The 18,688-nt window shown below is 68.8% G+C and carries 19 protein-coding genes; 2 read left to right on the forward strand and 17 right to left on the reverse strand.

The features are described from left to right. Positions 1-4: 4 nt before the first annotated feature. Entirely contained in the window at positions 5-2,152 is a 2,148-nt protein-coding gene (locus LH076_RS09390; protein ID WP_227780427.1) for an acyl-CoA dehydrogenase, read from the reverse strand. Positions 2,153-2,279: 127 nt separating this feature from the next. On the opposite strand from LH076_RS09390, the gene LH076_RS09395 reads away from it, so the two are divergent. Next, complete coding sequence (locus LH076_RS09395) at positions 2,280-2,903, forward strand: TetR family transcriptional regulator (protein WP_227780428.1); 624 nt, start codon at positions 2,280-2,282, stop codon at positions 2,901-2,903. Between the two features lie 6 nt (positions 2,904-2,909). Here LH076_RS09395 and LH076_RS09400 read toward each other — a convergent pair whose 3' ends face one another. From LH076_RS09400 to LH076_RS09460, 13 genes are all read right to left on the reverse strand, one after another. After that, the gene (locus tag LH076_RS09400; protein WP_227780429.1) at positions 2,910-3,677 is read right to left on the reverse strand and encodes a glucose 1-dehydrogenase; all 768 of its coding nucleotides are present in this window, start codon (positions 3,675-3,677) and stop codon (positions 2,910-2,912) included. Then, a complete protein-coding gene (locus tag LH076_RS09405; protein ID WP_227780430.1) occupies positions 3,674-4,603 on the reverse strand; it encodes a 3-oxoacyl-ACP reductase in 930 nt (309 codons plus the stop codon). Before LH076_RS09405 ends, LH076_RS09400 begins: the two co-directional genes overlap by 4 nt. After that, positions 4,603-4,800, reverse strand: coding sequence for a ferredoxin (locus LH076_RS09410; RefSeq protein WP_227780431.1), 198 nt, complete (start codon positions 4,798-4,800; stop codon positions 4,603-4,605). The genes LH076_RS09405 and LH076_RS09410 overlap by 1 nt, the downstream gene beginning before the upstream one ends. 72 nt (positions 4,801-4,872) lie before the next feature. Next, positions 4,873-5,427 (reverse strand): hypothetical protein, encoded by a 555-nt coding sequence (locus LH076_RS09415; RefSeq protein ID WP_227780432.1) that lies wholly within the window; start codon positions 5,425-5,427, stop codon positions 4,873-4,875. Continuing rightward, on the reverse strand, positions 5,424-5,969 hold the full coding sequence (locus LH076_RS09420) for a hypothetical protein (protein ID WP_227780433.1): 546 nt from the start codon (positions 5,967-5,969) through the stop codon (positions 5,424-5,426). Before LH076_RS09420 ends, LH076_RS09415 begins: the two co-directional genes overlap by 4 nt. Then, complete coding sequence (locus LH076_RS09425) at positions 5,959-7,275, reverse strand: MCE family protein (RefSeq protein ID WP_227780434.1); 1,317 nt, start codon at positions 7,273-7,275, stop codon at positions 5,959-5,961. The genes LH076_RS09420 and LH076_RS09425 overlap by 11 nt, the downstream gene beginning before the upstream one ends. Beyond that, positions 7,272-8,600, reverse strand: a complete 1,329-nt coding sequence (locus LH076_RS09430) for an MCE family protein (protein WP_227780435.1) — start codon at positions 8,598-8,600, stop codon at positions 7,272-7,274. Before LH076_RS09430 ends, LH076_RS09425 begins: the two co-directional genes overlap by 4 nt. Continuing rightward, positions 8,597-9,787, reverse strand: coding sequence for an MCE family protein (locus tag LH076_RS09435; protein ID WP_227780436.1), 1,191 nt, complete (start codon positions 9,785-9,787; stop codon positions 8,597-8,599). The genes LH076_RS09430 and LH076_RS09435 overlap by 4 nt, the downstream gene beginning before the upstream one ends. Next, positions 9,784-10,773: an MCE family protein gene (locus LH076_RS09440; protein WP_227780437.1), complete on the reverse strand. Its 990-nt coding sequence runs from the start codon at positions 10,771-10,773 to the stop codon at positions 9,784-9,786. Before LH076_RS09440 ends, LH076_RS09435 begins: the two co-directional genes overlap by 4 nt. Then, complete coding sequence (locus tag LH076_RS09445) at positions 10,773-11,918, reverse strand: MlaD family protein (RefSeq protein WP_227780438.1); 1,146 nt, start codon at positions 11,916-11,918, stop codon at positions 10,773-10,775. The genes LH076_RS09440 and LH076_RS09445 overlap by 1 nt, the downstream gene beginning before the upstream one ends. Further along, positions 11,918-13,063 (reverse strand): MCE family protein, encoded by a 1,146-nt coding sequence (locus LH076_RS09450; RefSeq protein ID WP_227780439.1) that lies wholly within the window; start codon positions 13,061-13,063, stop codon positions 11,918-11,920. The genes LH076_RS09445 and LH076_RS09450 overlap by 1 nt, the downstream gene beginning before the upstream one ends. Before the next feature lie 18 nt (positions 13,064-13,081). Next, positions 13,082-13,891 (reverse strand): ABC transporter permease, encoded by an 810-nt coding sequence (locus LH076_RS09455; RefSeq protein WP_227780440.1) that lies wholly within the window; start codon positions 13,889-13,891, stop codon positions 13,082-13,084. Next, positions 13,891-14,658 (reverse strand): MlaE family ABC transporter permease, encoded by a 768-nt coding sequence (locus LH076_RS09460; RefSeq protein WP_227783618.1) that lies wholly within the window; start codon positions 14,656-14,658, stop codon positions 13,891-13,893. The genes LH076_RS09455 and LH076_RS09460 overlap by 1 nt, the downstream gene beginning before the upstream one ends. A gap of 102 nt (positions 14,659-14,760) precedes the next feature. On the opposite strand from LH076_RS09460, the gene LH076_RS09465 reads away from it, so the two are divergent. After that, positions 14,761-15,426, forward strand: coding sequence for a class I SAM-dependent methyltransferase (locus tag LH076_RS09465; RefSeq protein WP_227780441.1), 666 nt, complete (start codon positions 14,761-14,763; stop codon positions 15,424-15,426). Here LH076_RS09465 and LH076_RS09470 read toward each other — a convergent pair. From LH076_RS09470 to LH076_RS09480, 3 genes are read right to left on the reverse strand one after another with little or no spacing between them, the layout of a single operon-like run. Then, complete coding sequence (locus LH076_RS09470; RefSeq protein ID WP_227780442.1) at positions 15,423-16,529, reverse strand: prenyltransferase; 1,107 nt, start codon at positions 16,527-16,529, stop codon at positions 15,423-15,425. The genes LH076_RS09465 and LH076_RS09470 overlap by 4 nt on opposite strands. Beyond that, positions 16,526-17,269: a class I SAM-dependent methyltransferase gene (locus tag LH076_RS09475; protein WP_227780443.1), complete on the reverse strand. Its 744-nt coding sequence runs from the start codon at positions 17,267-17,269 to the stop codon at positions 16,526-16,528. Before LH076_RS09475 ends, LH076_RS09470 begins: the two co-directional genes overlap by 4 nt. Continuing rightward, positions 17,263-18,576 (reverse strand): glycosyltransferase family 4 protein, encoded by a 1,314-nt coding sequence (locus tag LH076_RS09480; RefSeq protein WP_227780444.1) that lies wholly within the window; start codon positions 18,574-18,576, stop codon positions 17,263-17,265. Before LH076_RS09480 ends, LH076_RS09475 begins: the two co-directional genes overlap by 7 nt. Between the last annotated feature and the right edge of the window lie 112 nt (positions 18,577-18,688).

Genomic DNA, 18,688 nt, shown 5'->3' on the forward strand with positions numbered 1-18,688 from the left:
GTCCCTAGCGCGGTAGCTTCAGGATCTGCTCGGCGACCACGTTCCGCAGAACCTGGGTGGTGCCGCCCGCGATCGAGAGACAGCGGGTGAGCAGCATCTCGTGCAGGTCCTCGGCCATCGCCTCGGGATCGGAGAGCAGCGCGCGCCCCTGCAGCTCGACGACGAGCTCGGAGGCGTCCTGTCGTGAGCGGACGCCGAGGAGTTTCGCCACGCTGGACTCTGCTCCCGGCCCCTGACCGGCCAGGCGGCGCACGGTCGACCGGGCTCCGAGCTGGGCGCACGTCGTCGCGAGCGCGACGGCATGTCCGACGCGCACCCGGTCGGACTCGGAGAGGCCGTTCGCTGCCAGGGAGACGGCGCGCTCGACCGAGGCGTCGAGGCGCGCCGACGCCATCGCGACCCGCTCGTTGGAGAGCGTCGTGCGCGCCAGCGTCCAGCCACCGTCGACCTCGCCGACCACGCACTCGTCGGGCACGAAGAGCGAGTCCAGGAAGACCTCGTTGAAGAGTGTGTCGCCCGTCATCTCCCGCAGCGGACGGATGTCGATGCCGGTCGACGTCATGTCGACGAGGAAGTAGGTGATGCCCTTGTGCTTCGGCACCTCCGGGTTGGTCCGGGCGAGGCAGATCGCCCAGTCGGCCTCCTTCGCCAGGGACGTCCAGACCTTCTGGCCGGTCAGCTGCCAGCCACCCTCCACGCGGGTCGCCCGGGTTGCGAGCGACGCGAGGTCGGAACCTGCGCCCGGCTCGCTGAAGAGCTGGCACCAGGAGATCTCACCGCGCAGCGTCGGCCCGAGGAACCGCTCGCGCTGGGTGTCCGTGCCGTGGGCGAGGATCGTCGGCGCCGCCCACCCTCCGATCTTGAGGTCGGGGCGCTCGACCCCGGCCGCCGCCAGCTCCTCGTCGATGACGAGCTGCTCGACGGCCGAGGCGCCGATGCCGTACGGCGCCGGCCAGTGCGGCATCAGGTAACCCGTCTCCACGAGGGCCGCGCGCCGGTCCTCCGCTGCAACGATTCCGGCGACGACGTCGAAGACCATGGTCCGCACGTCGTCGAGCCCCTCGAGGTCGACCCGCAGCTGTCGACGTACGCCGGCGGCGGCCTGCTCCGCAAGCGCCACCGCGGCCTCGGCCGAGTCGCCGACGAGCGCACGCAGCGAGGCCGCACGACGGAGATAGAGATGCGCGTCGTGCTCGAACGTGAAGCCGATGCCGCCGAGCACCTGGATGCAGGACTGCGCGACCGACACGGCACCGTCGAAGACATGCGTCGCGGCCACCGAGGTCGCGAACCGGGCCTGCGCCTCGTCACCCTCGAAGGACGCCGCGACGTCCCAGGCCGAGGCGGTGATCGCCTCGACGGTCTCGGCCATCTCGGCCATCAGGTGCTTGAGCGCCTGGAAGCTCCCGATCGGCCTCCCGAACTGCTCCCGCACCTGGGCGTAGGCGACGGCGGTCGAGAGACACCACGACGCGAGGCCGGCGGCCTCGGCCGCGGCCAGCGTGACGAGGAGTCGCCGGACGGCGCCACTCGTGACCTCCGGAAGCCGCATGACCTCCGCCTCATCGACGCCCACGTCGAGGCGGAGACGGGCCACCCGGCGGGAGAGGTCGAGTCCGGCGACCGGCTCTGCGTCGACGGCAGCGGCAGGAACGAGCCACCACGACTCCTCGCCCTGCTCATCGATCGCGCCGACCAGGTGCGAGGTGGCACCGGCGCCGTCGTACGACAGCGCCTCCCCCGTCAGCGATCCCCGGGAGGTGAGGGTCACATGCTGACTCTGGGATCCCAGGGATGCGAGGCCGAGGCTTGCGCCGGACGCCACCTCGTCCAGCACGGGCGCCGCGGCGCCAACGACCCCGAGCGCCGTTGCAGCCACGGCGGTGCCGAGGAGGGGGCCCGGCACCATCTCGGCCGCTGCTGCCTCGAGCGCGACGGCCAGGTCGAGCACCGTCCCGTCCCCGCCGCCGAGCGACTCGGGGACGGCGATGAGGTGCAGCCCCTGCTTCACGATCTCGGGCCAGAGCCCGCCGTACGTCGGCGCCTTCTCCGACTCGGCAGCACGGATCAGCGCCGGAAGGCCGAGGGAGCGCGCCCACTCGCGCACACTCTCCGCGAGTGCCTGATGGTCGTCACTGAGTCCCAGGGGCATGACACCAGATACTAGAACGTGTTTCACTTAGTGTGCGACATCACGCATCGTAGAGAGAACGTGTTACACAACGTCGCGTCTACCTGCACTAGCCTGAACCGCACACGATCTCGAGGAGGGGCGGGCGTTGACCACCACCGAAGCAGTGACCACCGTTGCCGATGCCGAGCGCGCGAAGGCCGGCTCGCCGGCGCAGCGCGAGCGACGCAAGCGCATCCTGGACGCCACGATCGACCTCGCCTCCGAAGGCGGCTTCGACGCGGTCCAGATGCGCGAGGTGGCCGAGCGGGCCGAGGTCGCACTGGGCACGCTCTACCGCTACTTCCCCTCCAAGATCCACCTGCTCGTCGCGGCGCTGGGCCGCGAGTTCGAGGGCACCGAGGCGCGTACGTCGACCCGCGTGACTCCGGGCGACACGGCCCACGAGCGCGTGATGTACATCCTGTCGCGCATGACGAAGAGCATGCAGCGCCAACCGCAGCTGACCGAGGCGATGGTGCGGGCCTTCATGTTCGCCGACTCGTCGGTGACCGACGAGATCCACCTCGTCGGCATGCAGCTCACCGCCGTGATCTCCCGCGCCATGGCGGGCTCCCCCGACCACAGCGACGCCACCGCCGAGGAGGCCGCGATCATCCGCGTCATCTCCGACGTCTGGCTCTCCGCCCTCGTCTCCTGGGTCACCGGCCGGATGGCCGCCAAGGAGGTCGAGAACCACCTCGACACGGCAGTGAAACTCATCCTGCCGTAGGGCGGATCACCCTCCGTAGGCGTGGGTGGCGGTAGCGCCGCCGTCGATGGCGATCTCGGCGCCGGTGACGTAGCTCGACTCGTCCGACGCCAGGTAGACGTAGAGCGGGGCGATGTCGGCGGGGACGCCGACGCGCTTGAGGGCGACCTTCGAGCCACCCCACTCCATGGCGCTGTCGTCGGCACCCATGGCGCGGGTCATGCCGGTGTCGATCATGCCGGGGTGGACGGAGTTCACGCGGATGCCCTTGGGGCCGAGCTCGAGCGCGGCGGCCTTCGAGAGGCCGCGGATCGCGAACTTCGTGGAGGTGTAGCCCGCGACGAGCGGCATGCCGGCGAGGCCCTCGATCGAGGAGGCGTTGATGATCGAGCCGCCACCAGCCTCGGTCATGGCCGAGATGACCGACTTGATGCCGAGGAAGCAGCCGAGCGTGTTGACCCGCCAGAGCAGCTCGTACTCCTCGACGGGGGTGGTCGCGATCTCGTTGAAACGCAGGATGCCGGCGTTGTTGGCGAGCACGGTCACGGGCCCGAACGCCTCGGCGGTGGCCGCGACGACGTCGGCCCACGAGGACTCCGAGGAGACGTCGTGGTGCACGAAGCGTGCGTTGTCCCCGAGCTCCTTGGCCAGCAGCGTGCCCGGCTCGTCGGCCACGTCGGCGATCACCACGCGGGCACCCTCGGCCACGAAGGCGCGGCTGATCGCCTCACCCTGGCCCTGCGCGCCGCCGGTGACGATGGCGACCTTCCCTGCGAGTCGGCCGGTCGAGGTCATGCGGAGGCTCCTTCAGTGGCAACGCTGCGGGCGGTGAGTCGGCCGATCTCGTCGGCGGCGAACGTGATCGACGGGTCGCGGTCGGCGAAGAAGCCGCCCACCTGATCAGCGAGGTCGGCGGGATCCCAGACCCCGGGTCCGTCCACGTCCCAGCGCGCGGCCACGGTCGGCGCGGCGAGGAGGGCGACCATGCCGCCGTACACGACGAAGACCTGGCCCGAGACGGCACTGGCCGAGGGTGAGGCGAGGTAGGTGACGAGCGGTGCGACATGCTCCGGCGAGTAGGGGTCGACCTCGAGGCCGGAGTCGTCGGAGCCGAAGACGTCGGCGGTCATCGCGGTGCGGGCGCGGGGGCAGATCGCGTTGGCCCGCACGCCGGACCGACCGAGGGAGCGGGCGGTCGACAGGGTCAGCGCGACGATGCCGGCCTTCGCCGCGGCGTAGTTCGGCTGGCCCGGCGGACCGAAGAGGAACGCCTCCGACGCCGTGTTGACGACGGCGGCGTCGACCGGTGCACCGGTGGACTTAGCCCGGTCGCGCCAGTAGCCCGCAGCGCGGCGGGTGAGGAGCCAGTGGCCACGCAGGTGGATGTCGACGACCTGGTCGAACTCCTCGTCGGTCATGTTGAAGAGCATCTTGTCGCGGGTGATGCCGGCGTTGTTGACCACGATGTCGAGGCCGCCGAAGGAGTCGAGAGCAGTGGACAGCATCAGGTCCGCCGTCTCGGCCGAGGAGACGTCACCGGGCGCGACGACCGCAGACCCACCGAAACCCTGGATCTCGGCCAGGGCGTCTGCGGCGGCCTCCGCGGTGAGGTCATTGAGCACCACCCGCGCGCCTGCGCGCGCCAGTGCCACCGCCTCCGCGCGACCGAGCCCCTGGCCCGACCCCGTGACGATCGCGACCTTGCCGTCGAGACCGGGCATCACGACTCCACGATCCGCAGGGCCGACTTCGGGCAGGAGGCGACGGCGCGCTCGACCGACGAGCGGTTCGCGTCCGTGACGGTCGGGTCGCTCACCTGGAGCATGTCGTCGTCGTCGAGCTCGAACATCTCGGGCGCCAACGCCTCACAGACTCCGTTGGATTCACAGAGGTCCCAGTCGACCCTCACCTTGGACACCGGATCTCCTCCATCACGCAACAACGAACTAGAACACGTTCTACTTGAGCGGAAGTCTAGCCACAGCCGGCGCTACGGCGCCACCATCTCGTCCAGCAGCCAGTGCCCGTCGCGGCGGACGAGCGTCACCAGCTCCCACGTCGGGCTGACGACCGACTTCTTCTGCGCCGAGGCGCTGGCCGTCTGGTTGACGTAGAGCAGCGCCTTCGCGCGATCGGCGGTGGCCGAGACCAGGGCGACGGAGCAGACCTGGGGCGTGCATGTCGTGGGCTGTGTCGTGGTGGCGGTCAGCGGTGCGATCACTGCGGTCACCGTGACCTTCTGCGCCGCCTGGGCGGGGCGGGTCGAGGCGGCGGGCAGGGTCGCGTCGTACGCGCGCTGCATGCGCGAGGTCATCACGGCCTTCGCGGCCTTGATGTCCGCGTCGGAGGAGGCGGCGCGCCACGACATCGCACGCGTCGTCAGGCGGGCGGCCTCGGACATGATCGAGGCCCGCTGGCCGGACGCCGTGAGTTCACCGCCTGGCGCCACGTCGCTGCGGTCGGCCCGCCAGCCGACGTACCCGAGGGCGGCGAGGGCGAGGAGCAGGACGACGACCAGGAGCGAGAGCCGTAGGGGACGCGTCATGAGACACCTGCCAGGTCGGAGATCCGCCACCCTGAGCCTGTCCGGGTCAACGTGACGACGAGCCGGTAGGAGTCGCAGCGCGCACCCGCGGTGGGGCACTCCGTCGTCGCCTGGACGGACGTGGTGTCGATGTTGGAGACGGTGTTGCGTGCCGTCACGAGCAGGACGGCGGTGGTCGCCGTGATCCGGTTGACGGCGACATGGTCGACGGTGCCCTTGGAGACCGACTGGGCCTGCTGCGCGGCGGCCTTGAGGTCGACCGAGGTGGCGTCGTACTGCTCCAGGAACGTGCCGGTCGAGAGCGCCTTCATCTTCGCGATCCTGCTGTCCATGTCCTTGTAGTCGACGTCGAGGAAGGCCAGCACGCCGGCCTTCGCCGCCTTCTCGGCGGCGGTGACGGAGGCGACGTGCGCCTCGGCCTTCGTGTCCCACGGGAGCGCGCGCGCCCCGAGCACGAGTACGACGACGACCCCGACGAGCACGAGCGCGATCAGGCCGGCGAGGACGGTCTCGATCCGGCCCCAGCGAGTGTCACTGGCCACGCGACACCGGGCCGATCAGCATCGACTGCCAGGCATCGCTGCCGAGGATCGAGAGCGGTCCCGTGGTGCTGGACCCGGAGCCCGAGCCGGAGGTGGGGGCGATGGTCACGTCGGATCCATCGGCGTCGGTGGCCTTCCGGCTGAGCGAGGCGTAGGGATTCACGTGGTAGATCGGGTCGCTGTCGTCCACCGCCGGGGCGAGGTTGACGCCGCGCTGCACGATCGGGTCGCTGCCGGTGTAACCCGGCTGCGCGCGCGGGTCGGTGCACTTGGCCGGATAGGACTCGACGTCCTGGCGGAGGTCGGTCGGATCCGCCCACTGCGACGCCGGCATGTAGCCCTTGGTGCAGGGCGGCGAGGTGTAGGTGAACTGCAGGTTGATGTGGGCGTAGTTGTCGCCCGGGGTGCCGATCAGCGCGTTCTTGACGCTGAGGGGGAAGGTCACGAGGACCTGCTCCAGCGCCGGCAGTCGGGCTGTGAGCACCTGGTTGACCGTCACGAGGTTCGAGATGAACTGGGGCAGCACCGGGTTCAGGCCGTCGACGAGCGACTGGACCTGCTTGAGCGTCTCAGGCCCGCCCTGGATGATGTCGCGCAACTGTGGGTCGGAGGACTTGAGCGTCGCCGTCACCTGCTTGAGCCCGCGGGCGAACGACTGGATGTCGTCGCTGTGCGCCTGCTGGGTCTTCAGCACCTGCTGTCCGGACTGGAGCAGGTCGAGGGTGCTGTCCTCGTGATCCAGCGCCGCACCGATCAAGGTGTCACCGGAGTCGACCAGCTGGCGCAGGTTCTCGGCGTTGCCCTGGAACATCGTGCCGAGCTCGCTGACCACGGTCCGCAGGTCGTCGGGATTGACCGAGGTGGTGAAGCTGTCGAGCGACTCGAGGAGCTTGTCGGTCGACGGCGGGAGCGTGGCGTTGGTGGGGTCGATCCGGTCGCCGTCGGCGAGGTAGGGCCCCGCGTCGTGCGTGGGGAGGAAGTTGACATACTGCTCCCCCACTGCCGACAGGTCCGCCACCTGCACCTCCGCGTCGCGCGGGACGCGGGCGTCGGAGTGGAGGGCCAGCGTCACCCTTACGCCGGCGGGCGTCAGGTCCATCGCGGAGACCTTGCCGATCTTGAGCCCGCGGTAGTCCACCTCGCTGCCCACGTAGAGGCCACCCGAGGCCGGCAGGTCCATGGAGACCGCGACCCCGCGGCCGAGCGCCTTGTCGACGACGCCGAGGTAGGTTCCGCCGACATAGAGGATCCCGACCACCGCGAGGGTGAGGAAGAGCAGGAGACGGATCTTGACGCTGCGGGTCACTTCTTCGTCCCTCCCAAGCCGCCGAGGAGCCCGCCGAGCAACCCACCGGAGGAGCCGCTCGACCCGCCCGTCGACCTACTGCCTCCGAGGATCTGGTTGAGCAGATTCGGGAGCCCGGCGCTGGTTCCGCTCTTGGACTTCGCGGTGCCCTTCGACGACTTGGTACCGGCGGCGGACGACGCGTCGGCCTTGCCGACCATGGAGCAGACGAAGTCCTGCTGCAGCAGGGTGCACAGGGGGCCGATGAGCGGCTGCAGCTGCGAGCAGCCCTGGGCGTACGTCGAGCACAGCTGCAGCAGCTGGGGCAGGCCGGTGTTGCTGCCGGTCGTCAGCCCCGTGAGCAGCTGGTCGAGGTCGATGTTCATGTGGAAGAGCGCGTTGGAGTACTCGCCGCGGGCGAGGTCCTCGGCCTGCTTCGGCCACGGATAGCTCGCCGCCATCATCAGGCCGCGTGGCAACGCGTCTCCGGCCTCCGCGAGCTTGCTCAGCGTGGGCTGGAGGCTCTTGAGTGCGGAGACGATGTTGGCGCCGCTGGCGTCGATCACGTGCGTGGCCACGGTGCCGAGCTGGTCGAGCGAGGTGAGCATGGTCATCAGATCACGGTGCTGCTCGTGCAGCACCTTGAGCGCAGGCCCGAAGGAGTCGATCGCCTTCTCGATCTTGGGCGTCTCGGCGTTGAGCGTCTTCGTCAGCCGGTCGACCTGGGTCATCGCGTCGATGATGGAGCTGCGGTGCTGGTTGAGCGAGGTGACGAGCGTGTTGAGCTGGCCGAGCACGTCGCGCATGTTGCCCTGGCGCTGCTCCATCATGGCGTTGAGCTCGGTGCTGATGGTCTTGAGCTGGCCGACACCGCCGCGCGAGAGCAGGAACGAGAGGGCGCCGAGCACCTCCTCGACCTCCGGGTTGCGCCCGGAGCGGTCGATCGGGATGTCAGCACCGTCCTTGAGCCGCCCGGCCGTGTCGACCGTCGACCCGGCCGGCGGCGTGAGGGAGATGTACTTCTCCCCCAGCAGGCTGGTCTGGCGTACGTCGGCATGCGCATCGGCCGGCAGCACGATGTCCTTGCGGATGGTCATCACGACCTTCGCGTTCCAGCCGTCCCGCTCGACGCTCTCGACCTGTCCGACCGCGACGTCGTTCGCCATCACGAGGGTCCGGGGAACGACGTCGACGACGTCGGCGAACTCGGCGGTCACGCGGTACCCGTCGGACTTCTTCACCGGCTTGCCGGGAAGCGGCAGGTCATAGGCCTGCAGGCTCTGGCATCCGCTCACGACGAGCGCGAGGGCGACGACGGCGACGACGGCCGCGAGGAGGCGCCTCACTTCTTGGCCGCCTTCGAGCTGAGCTGGGAGAGCTGGTCGGTGAGGGCGCCGATTCCGCCGCTGCCGCTGCCCGGCGTGACGCCCGAGATGCCGTGGAGCCCGAAGCCGTCGATCACGCCGGCGCCGATGTCGTTGGTCACCGTCGCCGGGACGAGCGCCTTGATCAGAGAGCAGAGCGCGGAGGCGTTCGGGATCTTGTCGGCCGTGACCACGTTGCAGAGCACGCCCGGCAGGTCGGAGGCGAGCGGCCCGAACTGGAAGCGGGCCCCCTCCGTGCCTGTGCCGGTGTCGAAGCCGTCACCGAGGTTCGCCAGGCCGAGCGGAGCGAGCTGGACGGTCGTGCCGAGGGAGTCCTTCTGCTTGGCCAGGATCTCGATCGTGTCGCTCAGCTTCTTGACGTCGGTGATCAGGGCGCCCTTGTTGTCCTTGACGAAGCTCCGGGTGACGGAGACCGCATCGGCGATGGCGTCGAGCGCCTTCGCGAGGTCGGGGCTCTCCGTGGCCAGCTGGGTCGAGACGCCCGAGAGCTTGGTGAGGAACTGCGAGACGGTCGTGTCGTTCTGCTTGAGCTTCTCGCTCAGCGCCGCGAGGCCGTCGACGGTCTGGAAGAGGTTGTCCGAGTTGTCGCCGAGGGTCTGGGCCGCCTTCGAGAGGTTCTCGATCATGTCGTGGCCCGCCTGGCCGTTGCCCTTGAGTGCCTTCGCGCTGTCGGCGAGGACCGCGCCGAGGGCGCCGTCCTTGTTGGCGCCGTTGGGTCCCAACGCGTCGGTGAGCTCGCCCAGGCTGGAGTAGATCTGGTCCATCTCGACGGGGGTCACCGAGCGGGCGAGCGGGATGTCGCCGTCGTCCTTCAACGTCGGCCCGCCGTCGTACGCCGGCACGAGCTGGACGAAGCGGTCGGCGACGAGCGTCGGGGTCACGAGTGCGGCCTTCACGTCGCTCGGGAGCTTGTACTGGTCGTCGTACTCCATCGTCACCTTGACGGTGGAGCCCTCCGGCTTGACCGACGTCACCTTCCCGACGGCCACACCCATGATCGTCACGTCGGTGCCGGGATAGATGCTGATCGCGTTGGTGAAGTGGGCGGTGACCGTGCGGTGACCGCCGCCCATCGGCAGCAGGAGCAGGGCGATGAGGACGATCGGGATCGCCAGGGCCGCGATGAGCTTGGAGCGCGTGAGCCTCATGGCGCCATCCCGGGACGGCGGCCGGGCACGAACTCGCCGGTGGCCATGCCACCGAGGTTCGGCACGTAGGCGTCGAACCACGGACCCGACCCGATGATGTTGATCAGGATCGAGGCGTACGGTCCGTAGTACTTCACGGTGTCGGAGAGCTCCTGCTTGCGCGCGTTGAGGAAGCTGATCGCGGTGTCGAGCTCCTTGAGCGCGGGCCCGATCGTCTTCTCGTTGTCCTTCACCAAGCCCTTGAGCTGCGTGGCCAGGGACGTCGCGGTGACGAGGAGCTTGTGGATGTCGTCGCGGCGCTGGATGAGCGTCGTGAAGATCTGGTTGCCCTGCCCCATGAGGTTGACCAGTTCCTCACTGTGATCGTTGATGAGCTTCACGACGTCGTTCGCGTTCGTGAGCAGGCTGGCGAGGTCGTCGTTCTTGCTCGCGATGGTCGTCGACAGCCGGGCGATCCCGTCGAAGCTGCTGCGGATCTCGGGCGTGGCCTGCTGGAGCGTGTCGCCGAGGACGTTGAGTGAGTCGGCGAGCTGGGTGGTGTCGATCTTCTGGGTCGTGTCGGTGAGCTGGCTGAGGGTGGAGACGATGTCGTAGCTCGCGGAGGTGTGCTTGAGCGGGATGGTGCCGCCGGCCTCGATCTGCCCGCTCCCCTTGGGGGTGAGGTTGAGGAACTTCTCGCCGAGCAGGTTGAGCACCTCGATCGACGCCGTCGTGTCCTTGCCCAGCGGGTGCCCGTCGACGTCGAAGTCCACCCGCACGTGGGCTCCGTCGATCGCGATGTGGTCCACCCGGCCGACCCGGATGCCCGCCACCTCGACCCGTGCGCCGACGTGGAGTCCCGAGCTGTCGGAGAACTCCGCGTGGTACGTCGTCCCGCGCATGCCCGGCAGGTGCTGGAGGTTGAAGGCCGCGATGAGGAGCACGGCGAGCACGAGCGCCGTGATCACGCCGACGCGGCGCAGTTGGCGGGGGGTGTGGGCGGCCATCAGGGGTTGCACCTCGTCGCCGTGCTGTAGATCGCGAGATTGTCGAGCTGCGTCTGGAGCTGCTTCATCACCGGCGAGTCGTCGATCGCCTTGCCGAGTGACGGCAGCGTGAGCTTCATCGTGAAGTCGCAGAGGTAGTAGTTGTACCAACTGCCGTGGGTGCCGATGCGGGTCTGCGCCTTGAGGGTCTTGGGCAGGCGCTTGAGGGTCTCGTCCATCACTGCCTGGTTCGCGGGCTTGTTGAGGATCGTCATGATGCGCTTGAGCTGGACGATGTCGGCCTTCGTCCACGGGCGTGCGTCGGTCAGCAGCCCGGCGAGCGAATCGGTGAGCGAGCCGATCTGCTTGATCGAGTCGCCGATCGCCGCGCGGTCACCGGAGAGGTCGCCCATCCAGTTGCTGAGCTGGGTGATGAGGTCGGCCAACTGGGTGCGATGGGCGTCGACCGTCTTCAGGGTCGTCGTCAGGTTGCTGATCACACTGGAGATCAGTTGGTCACGGTCGGCCAGTGAGCTTGTCAGAGACGCGGTCTGCGAGAGCAGGCTCTCGATCGTGCCGCCCTCACCCTGGAGGACCTTGATCAGGTTGTTCGAGAGTTTGTTGACGTCGTCGGGCGAGAGCGCCTGGAAGAGCGGCTGGAAGCCGTTGAAGAGCTCGGTCAGGTTGATCGCCGGCTGCGTCTGCGATTCCGGGATCTCCTGACCGGCCTTCAGGCGCATCGCTCCGGGCGTGCCCTGCGTGAGCGCCAGATAGCGGTCGCCCACGAGATTGAGGTAGCGGATCTGCGCACCCGAGGCGGTCGTCATCGGCACCGAGGACTCGACCTTGAACGTCACGATCGCCTTGTCGGCACCGAAGATCCGGACATCCTTCACCTCGCCGACGGAGACGCCCGCGACCCGGACGTCGTCACCGCCCTTGAGCTGGCTGGCGTTGCTGAAGACGGCCTTGTACTCGGTCTGGTCCCCGACCCCGATGTGCCCCATGATCAGGGCGAGCGTGCCGGTGACGATGACCGAGACGAGGATGAAGATGCCGAGCTTGATCCCTGCCGAGATCGTGCGGAGGTCACGCTTGTTGAACCGTGGCCCCTTCGGGGACGGCAGCACGACCGGGGAACGGGGCGCGGTGGCGGTCTGGGTCATCACGGCACCAGGCCCTGGTTGAGGTGCTGGGCCGAATCGTCCTCGGTGCCGTCCTTGAGCGCCGGCCGGCCGATCACCGGTGTCGATGGAAGGCCGAGGCACCAGGGGCCGTGGCCCATCTCGCCGTACTCCGGGCGGTCCTGCGGCGTGTAGGCGGGTCGCTGCTGTGCGCCGAGGTCCATCGTCTGGCGCACGCGGCCGTCACGGAAGGTCTGGTTGAGTCCGGGGATGTTGTTCACCAGCCCCTTGAGGAGGCAGGGGTACTCGGGCGAGTAGGTCTCGAGCAGCTTGAGCAGCGGGACCGCGAGCTTGCCCTCGACGTCGATGCCCTGCGCGTTCGTGGCCAGCAGCTTCGTCGCCGAGCCGGACACACCGGTGACACTGGCGAAGAGCCCCTTGATCTGGTCCTTCTGCGTCGAGACCGTCGTCGCCGTCGTCGTCGCGTTGGTGAGGATGTCGACGAGGTCCGGGGCGGCGAGCGCGTAGGTGTGGGCGACGTCGGCGAAGCGGGTCAGGTCATCGGTGAGGGTCGGCAGGTGGACGTTCATGACCTGCAGGTAGTCGTCGAGCTCCTTGATCGTCATCCCGAGCTTCTCGCCGTTGCCCGACAGCGCCGTCGCCAGCGCATGCAGGGTGGCATTGAGGTCCTGCGGCCGCAACGCGGTCAGGAGGGTGTCGAGGCGGCCGAGGATCGACTCGAGCTCCACGCTCGTCTGCACCCGCGAGGCCGGGATCACGGTGCCGTCGGCGAGTCCCACCGGACCGCCTGCCTGGGCGGGATCCTCGAACTCGACGTACTTCTGGCCGAAGAGGGTGGTCGGCTTGATCGCCACCGTGGCGTCGGCGGGGATGGCCTTGGCCATCTTCGGGGTGAGGCCGAGCTTGATCACCGCCTGCGTGCCGTCCTGGCTGACACCGCGGATCTGGCCGACGACCACGCCGTGCATCCGAACGTCGCCGAACTTCGGCAGCTGCAGCCCGGCACGCTCGGCCTTGACCGTCACCCACGTCACGGGGGTGAAGGCCTTCTGATAGGCCGCGATCGCGAGCCCGATCAGCAGCGCCAGGGCGGCGACGTACACGATGCCCGCGACCAGGAGCCTGCGGTGCTCGGCGCGGGTGTCGCGGCTGACTGCCATCAGCATGGGATTACCTGCGCTCCGTCATCCCGTGATCCGGACGGTGGTCGTCGAACCCCAGATCGCGAAGCTGAGGAAGAAGTCGGCGACCACCACGGTCACGATCGAGGTGCGGATCGCCTTGCCCACCGCGACGCCGACGCCCGCCGGACCGCCCGAGGCGGTGTAGCCGTAGTAGCAGTGGATCAGGATGATCGCGACCGCGAGGAAGATGAGCTTGAAGAACGACCACAGGATGTCCGCCGGTGGCAGGAACGCGATGAAGTAGTGGTCATACGTGCCCGCGGACTGGTGGTAGATCAGCGTCGTGATCAGGCGGGGCGAGAGGTACGACGCCGTCAACGCCACCACGTAGAGCGGGATGACCGCGAGGAACCCCGCGAGCATCCGCGTCGTCACGAGGAAGGGCAGGGACGGGATGCCCATCGACTCGAGGGCGTCGATCTCCTCGCTGATCCGCATCGCGCCGAGCCGTGCCGTGTAACCGCATCCCACCGTCGCCGCCAGTGCGATCGAGGAGATCAGGGGCGCGACCTCGCGGGTGTTGAAGAAGGCCGACACGAAGGCGGTGAACTTCGCGACGCCGATCTGCGAGAGCGACGCGTAGCCCTGGATGCCGACCTCGGTGCCGGCGAAGAAGGCCATGAACGCGATCACACCGGCCGTACCGGCGATCATCGTCAGGCCGCCGGCGCCGAAGGCGACCTCGGCCAGGGTGTTGAAGATCTCGCGGCGGTGGTGCCGGATGGCTCGAGGAGTCCAGGCCAGCGCCTTCGTGTAGAAGACCAGCTGGTCGCCGTACTCCTCGAGGCGGGCGGTACCGGGAATGGGCATCAGAGACCGTCCTGCGGAACCAGCTGGAAGTAGATCGCCGTCATCAGGGAGTTGAGGACGAAGAGGAGCATGAACGCGATGATCACGGCCTCGTTGACCGCGCGACCCACACCGCTCGGACCGCCACCGGCGGAGAGACCCTTGTAGGAGCCGACGACGGCGGCGAGGAAGCCGAAGATGCCGGCCTTCGCCATCCCGATCCAGAGGTCGTTGAGCGAGGCCAGCGCGGTGAAGCTGGAGAGGAAGGAGCCGGCCGAGCCGCCCTGCACGATCACCGTGAAGAAGTAGCCGCCCCCGATACCGGCAGCCACCACGATGCCGTTGATCATGATCGCCACGAAGAAGCAGGCCAGGACCCGGGGCGTCACGAGACGCACGACGGGATTGATGCCCAGCACCTCCATCGCGTCGATCTCCTCGCGGATCTTGCGCGAGCCCAGGTCGGAGCAGATCGCCGAGCCCGCCGCGCCGGCGATGATCAGGGCCGCGGCGATCGGCGCGGCCTCGCGGACGACGGCCAGCACGGCCGTCGCACCGGCGAACGACTGTGCGCCGAGCTGCCCCGTCAGGCTGCCGACCTGCAGCGAGATCACGGCGCCGAACGGGATCGAGACGAGGATCGACGGCATCAGCGTGACGCTGATGATGAACCATGCCTGCTCGACGAACTCCCGGAACTGGAAGCGCGTCGTCACGCTCGCCTTGGCGACCTCGGCGGTCATCAGGCCGATGCCACCGAGCCCCTCGACCAGGGCCCCTCCACGCATCGCCATCGTCACCTTCACCTCGTTGAGACTGACAAAAGTAGAACACGTTCTACCCTTGTGTCACAAGTCACAGGAGTAACGAGCCGCGTAGTCTTCGGTCACGTGGACCCATTGATGCTCGACCATGCGCACGCGGCCAAGGGCTTCATGCCCGCCGACGAGGGCGCCCTCCTCCACCGCCTCGCCCTCGAGCAGCTTCCGCACGGCCCCGCACTAGAGATCGGCACGTACGGCGGCAAGTCGGCGATCTATCTCGGCGCGGCTGCGCGCTCGGTCCGCGAGGCCGGCGGCGGGGACGCGGTCGTCTTCACGGTGGACCACCACCGCGGCTCGGAGGAGAACCAGTCCGGCTGGGAGCACCACGACACCGAGCTCATCGACGACAGCGGCCGGATGGACACACTGCCCTTCTTCCGCCGGGCGATCCGCGACGCCGGTCTCGAGGAGGAGGTCATCGCGATCGTCGGGCGCTCGGCGACCGTCGCCCGCTTCTGGCGGACTCCGCTGTCACTGCTCTTCATCGACGGCGGCCACGGCGAGGAGCCGGCCCGCGAGGACTTCGAGAACTGGGTCCCACTCGTCATGCCCGGCGGCCTGCTCGTCATTCACGACGTCTTCCCCGACCCGGCCGACGGCGGCCGTCCGCCGTACGAGCAGATCTACCTGCCGGCACTCGCCTCGGGCGACTTCGACGAGGTCGAGGCTGTCGGCTCGATGCGTGCCCTGCGTCGCCGCAAGCACGCCATCTGGCCCTCAGACGCGGGCTAGACCCGGGCTGAGGGACAGCCGCATTCCAGGGCCAGCTCGGGAAAGTCGGGCGCCAGGGAGGTGCCGCGGTAGATACCGCTGCCGGGCGTCGAGCCGCCGAAGCGCTCACCGAGCGCGTCGGCGGCCAGGATGACCGCGGCTGCGGTGTACGTCGGCCGCTCCACGGGCCAGAAGACGTCGCGCGGCTCATCACCAATGACGGTGCCGTCGGCGCGGTCGTTGTAGACCCAGCCGGTCCAGTAGGAGCCGTCCGTGTGCCGCAGCAGCTGCATGTCGGCGAACAGCACCAGCGCGCGGTCGTGATCACCGAGCCCGTCGAGCGCCATCACCAGCTCACACGTCTCCGCACCGGTCACCCACGGGTTGGTGTCGACGCACCGCACCCCGAGGCCCGGGACCACGAAGTCGTTCCAGCGTGAGGCGAGCAGCGTCGAGGCAGGCTCGCCGCGGACCGCCCCGCCGAGGATCGGGTAGTACCAGTCCATCGAGAAGGTCGACTTGTCGGCGAAGAGGTCACGGTGCTCGCGCAGGGCGTGGCCCAGACGGCCGCCTGCGAGCTCCCAGTCGGGCTGCGGCTCGTCCATCAGGTCGGCGAGCGCCACGCCCGCACGGAGCGAGTGGTGGATCGACGAGTTGCCGGTCATCAGGCAGAAGTCGTTGACGGGTGTCCACTGGATGCCCCCGAAGGGCTGCTGCAGGTCGACCACGAAGTCGAGCGCAGCCCGGACGTGCGGCCACAGCGTCCGGACGAAGTCGAGGTCGCGGCGCACGAGCCAGTGGTGCCACAGACCCACGGCGAGGTAGGCGCTCATGTTGACCTCGCCGCGGTCGTCGACGACGACGCCGTCGCGGATCTCCTTCGGCCAAGAGCCGTCGGCACGCTGGAAGGCCGGCATGAAGAGATAGGCCCGCTCGGCCGCCTCGACCTCACCGCCGACCAGGCAGGCCATCGCGGCCTCGATGTGGTTCCACATGTCGGCGTGCTCGTCGCCGACGGAGAGGAAACCGTGCGGGTCCTGGACCGCTGCGATCGACGCTGCGGTCTCCCGTACCTGGTCCGAACTGAGGATGCCGTCGACGTACGGAATGCCCGACCGCGTCATTCGGGCTTGCGGAAGTAGAGGACCATCGACTTGCCGATGATCGGGTCGAGCACCTTGCCCGCCGCCTGCAGGACCTTGGGCTGCTTCATGATCTCCCAGACCAGCAGCTTGTGATACGCCTTGGCGAGCGGATGCTCGTCGTTGTTGACCCCGACCGCGCACTTGATCCACCAGTACGGGGCGTGCAGACCGTGGGTGTACTCCTTGCCGGTGAAGACCATGGCGTCGCCGGCCTCGCCGTCGTTGAACCTGCCACCCTTGGTGACCTTGTCGATCAGCTCGTGGTCGGTGTAGATCCGGATGTGGCCGCCGGGCGCGTTGTGATAGTCGTCGGAGAGCCGCCAGTTGATCACCTCGGGCAGCCAGCGCGGCACGGAGATCGCCATCGTGCCGCCGGGGCGCAGCACCCGGATGAGCTCCTTGATCGCGTCGACGTCACGGTGGATGTGCTCGAGCACCTCGGCGCAGATGATCCGGTCGAACTCACCGTCGGCGAAGGGCAGTGCGAGGGCGTCGCCCTCCTTGGCGTCGGCCTCGGCGCCCTCGGGCACCTCGCCGGCCTCCTTCATCGCGGCGAACCACTCGCGCACCTTCGCCATCTCGTCGGCGTCCATGTCGAACGCGACGACGTCTCCCCCGCGGCGATAGGCCTCGAAGGCGTGCCGGCCGGCGCCGGCCCCCATGTCGAGGATCCGCTCTCCCGGCCGCAGGCCGAGTCGGTCGAAGTCAACGGTCAGCATTTGTTCTCCTCGGTGGTTGAGGTGCGAGCGGCAGCGAGCCTCGAAACCCGATAGTCGGCGATTACCTTCTCCAGTACGTCGGCGGTCTTCTCGGCCGCGGCGGCCCAGCTGAAGAGCTCCTGGACGCGGAGGCGCCCTGCGGCACCCATCCGTGCGCGGCGCTCGGGGTCGTCGAGCAGCGCGGCGACGGCCTCGGTGAGGGCGCCGACGTCGCCGGGCTCCACCACGTCGGCGGCCAGGCCGTCGGGGCCCACGACCTCCGGGATGGCGCCGGCGCGGGAGACGACCAGCGGGGTCTCACACGCCATCAGCTCCGCCGTCGGGAGGGAGAAGCCCTCATACAGCGACGGCACGCAGGCCAGCTCCGCCGAACCCATCAGGTCGACGAGCTCGTCGTCGGTGAGACCGCTGGCGAAGGTGACGTGGTCGGCGATGCCGAGGCGGTCGATGAGCTTCTCCGTGACGCCGCCCTCCTTGGGCTTGGTCACGAGCACCAGCTCGAGCTCGCGCTCGGTCAACAGCTTGGCGAACGCCTCCAGCAGCACCGAGATGCCCTTGAGCGGCGCGTCGGCGCTGGCCATCGCGAGGATCCGGCCCGGGACGCGTGGCTGGGTCGGTGGCCGGAAGCGGTCGTCGACGCCGAGCAGCACCGTGGTGACCCGGGCGGGGTCGACACCGAACTCACGGACGACGTCGCGTGCCGAGGACTCCGACGGAACGAGGATGTGGCGCACCTGCGGGGCGGCCTCGCGCTGCCAGCGCAGGAAGCTGTACCAGCGCCACACGCCCGGCTTGGGGAACTCGACGTGGAAGCGCGTGCGCGGCTTCCGGCGGATCCACGGCGCCGTCCGGAGCTCGATCGCGCGGTCCATCGTGATCGGGTGGTGGATGATCTCGGCCAGCGGCAGGCCCAGCGCCTCGATCTCCAGGAGCGGCGGTGTCAGGGTCTGGTTGTCGAGGACGACGTCGAAGTCCTCGACCCGCTCGGCGAGCAGCTTCACGACACGCTTGCTGAAGGTCAGCGGCTCCGGGAACGCGCCCGAGCGCATCAGCGCCCACTCCTGGACATCGATCAGGTCCCGGAACTCGCGCGGGTGCGGATTGCGGAACTCGTCACCAGGCGCGTAGAGGTCGAGACTCGGCACCTTGGTCAGCGTGACGCCCGGGTCGAGCTCGGGGTAGGGCTGCCCCGAGAAGACCTCCACGGTGTGGCCCAGAGCGACCAGTTCGCGACTCAGACGGCGGACGTAGATGCCCTGACCCCCCACATGCGGCTTGCTCCGATAGGACAGCAGAGCGATGCGCATGGCGACAGAACCTAGCACCTGTTCCAGTCAGGACTTAGGTCCCATTCATGGTCCAGACCGGTTCCACTGTGCCGGACGCACCCATAGTCTGAGCTCGCGCCGGCCGACCACG

Origin of the sequence: Nocardioides sp. Kera G14 (assembly GCF_020715565.1) — a bacterium.
GTDB lineage: Bacteria > Actinomycetota > Actinomycetes > Propionibacteriales > Nocardioidaceae > Nocardioides.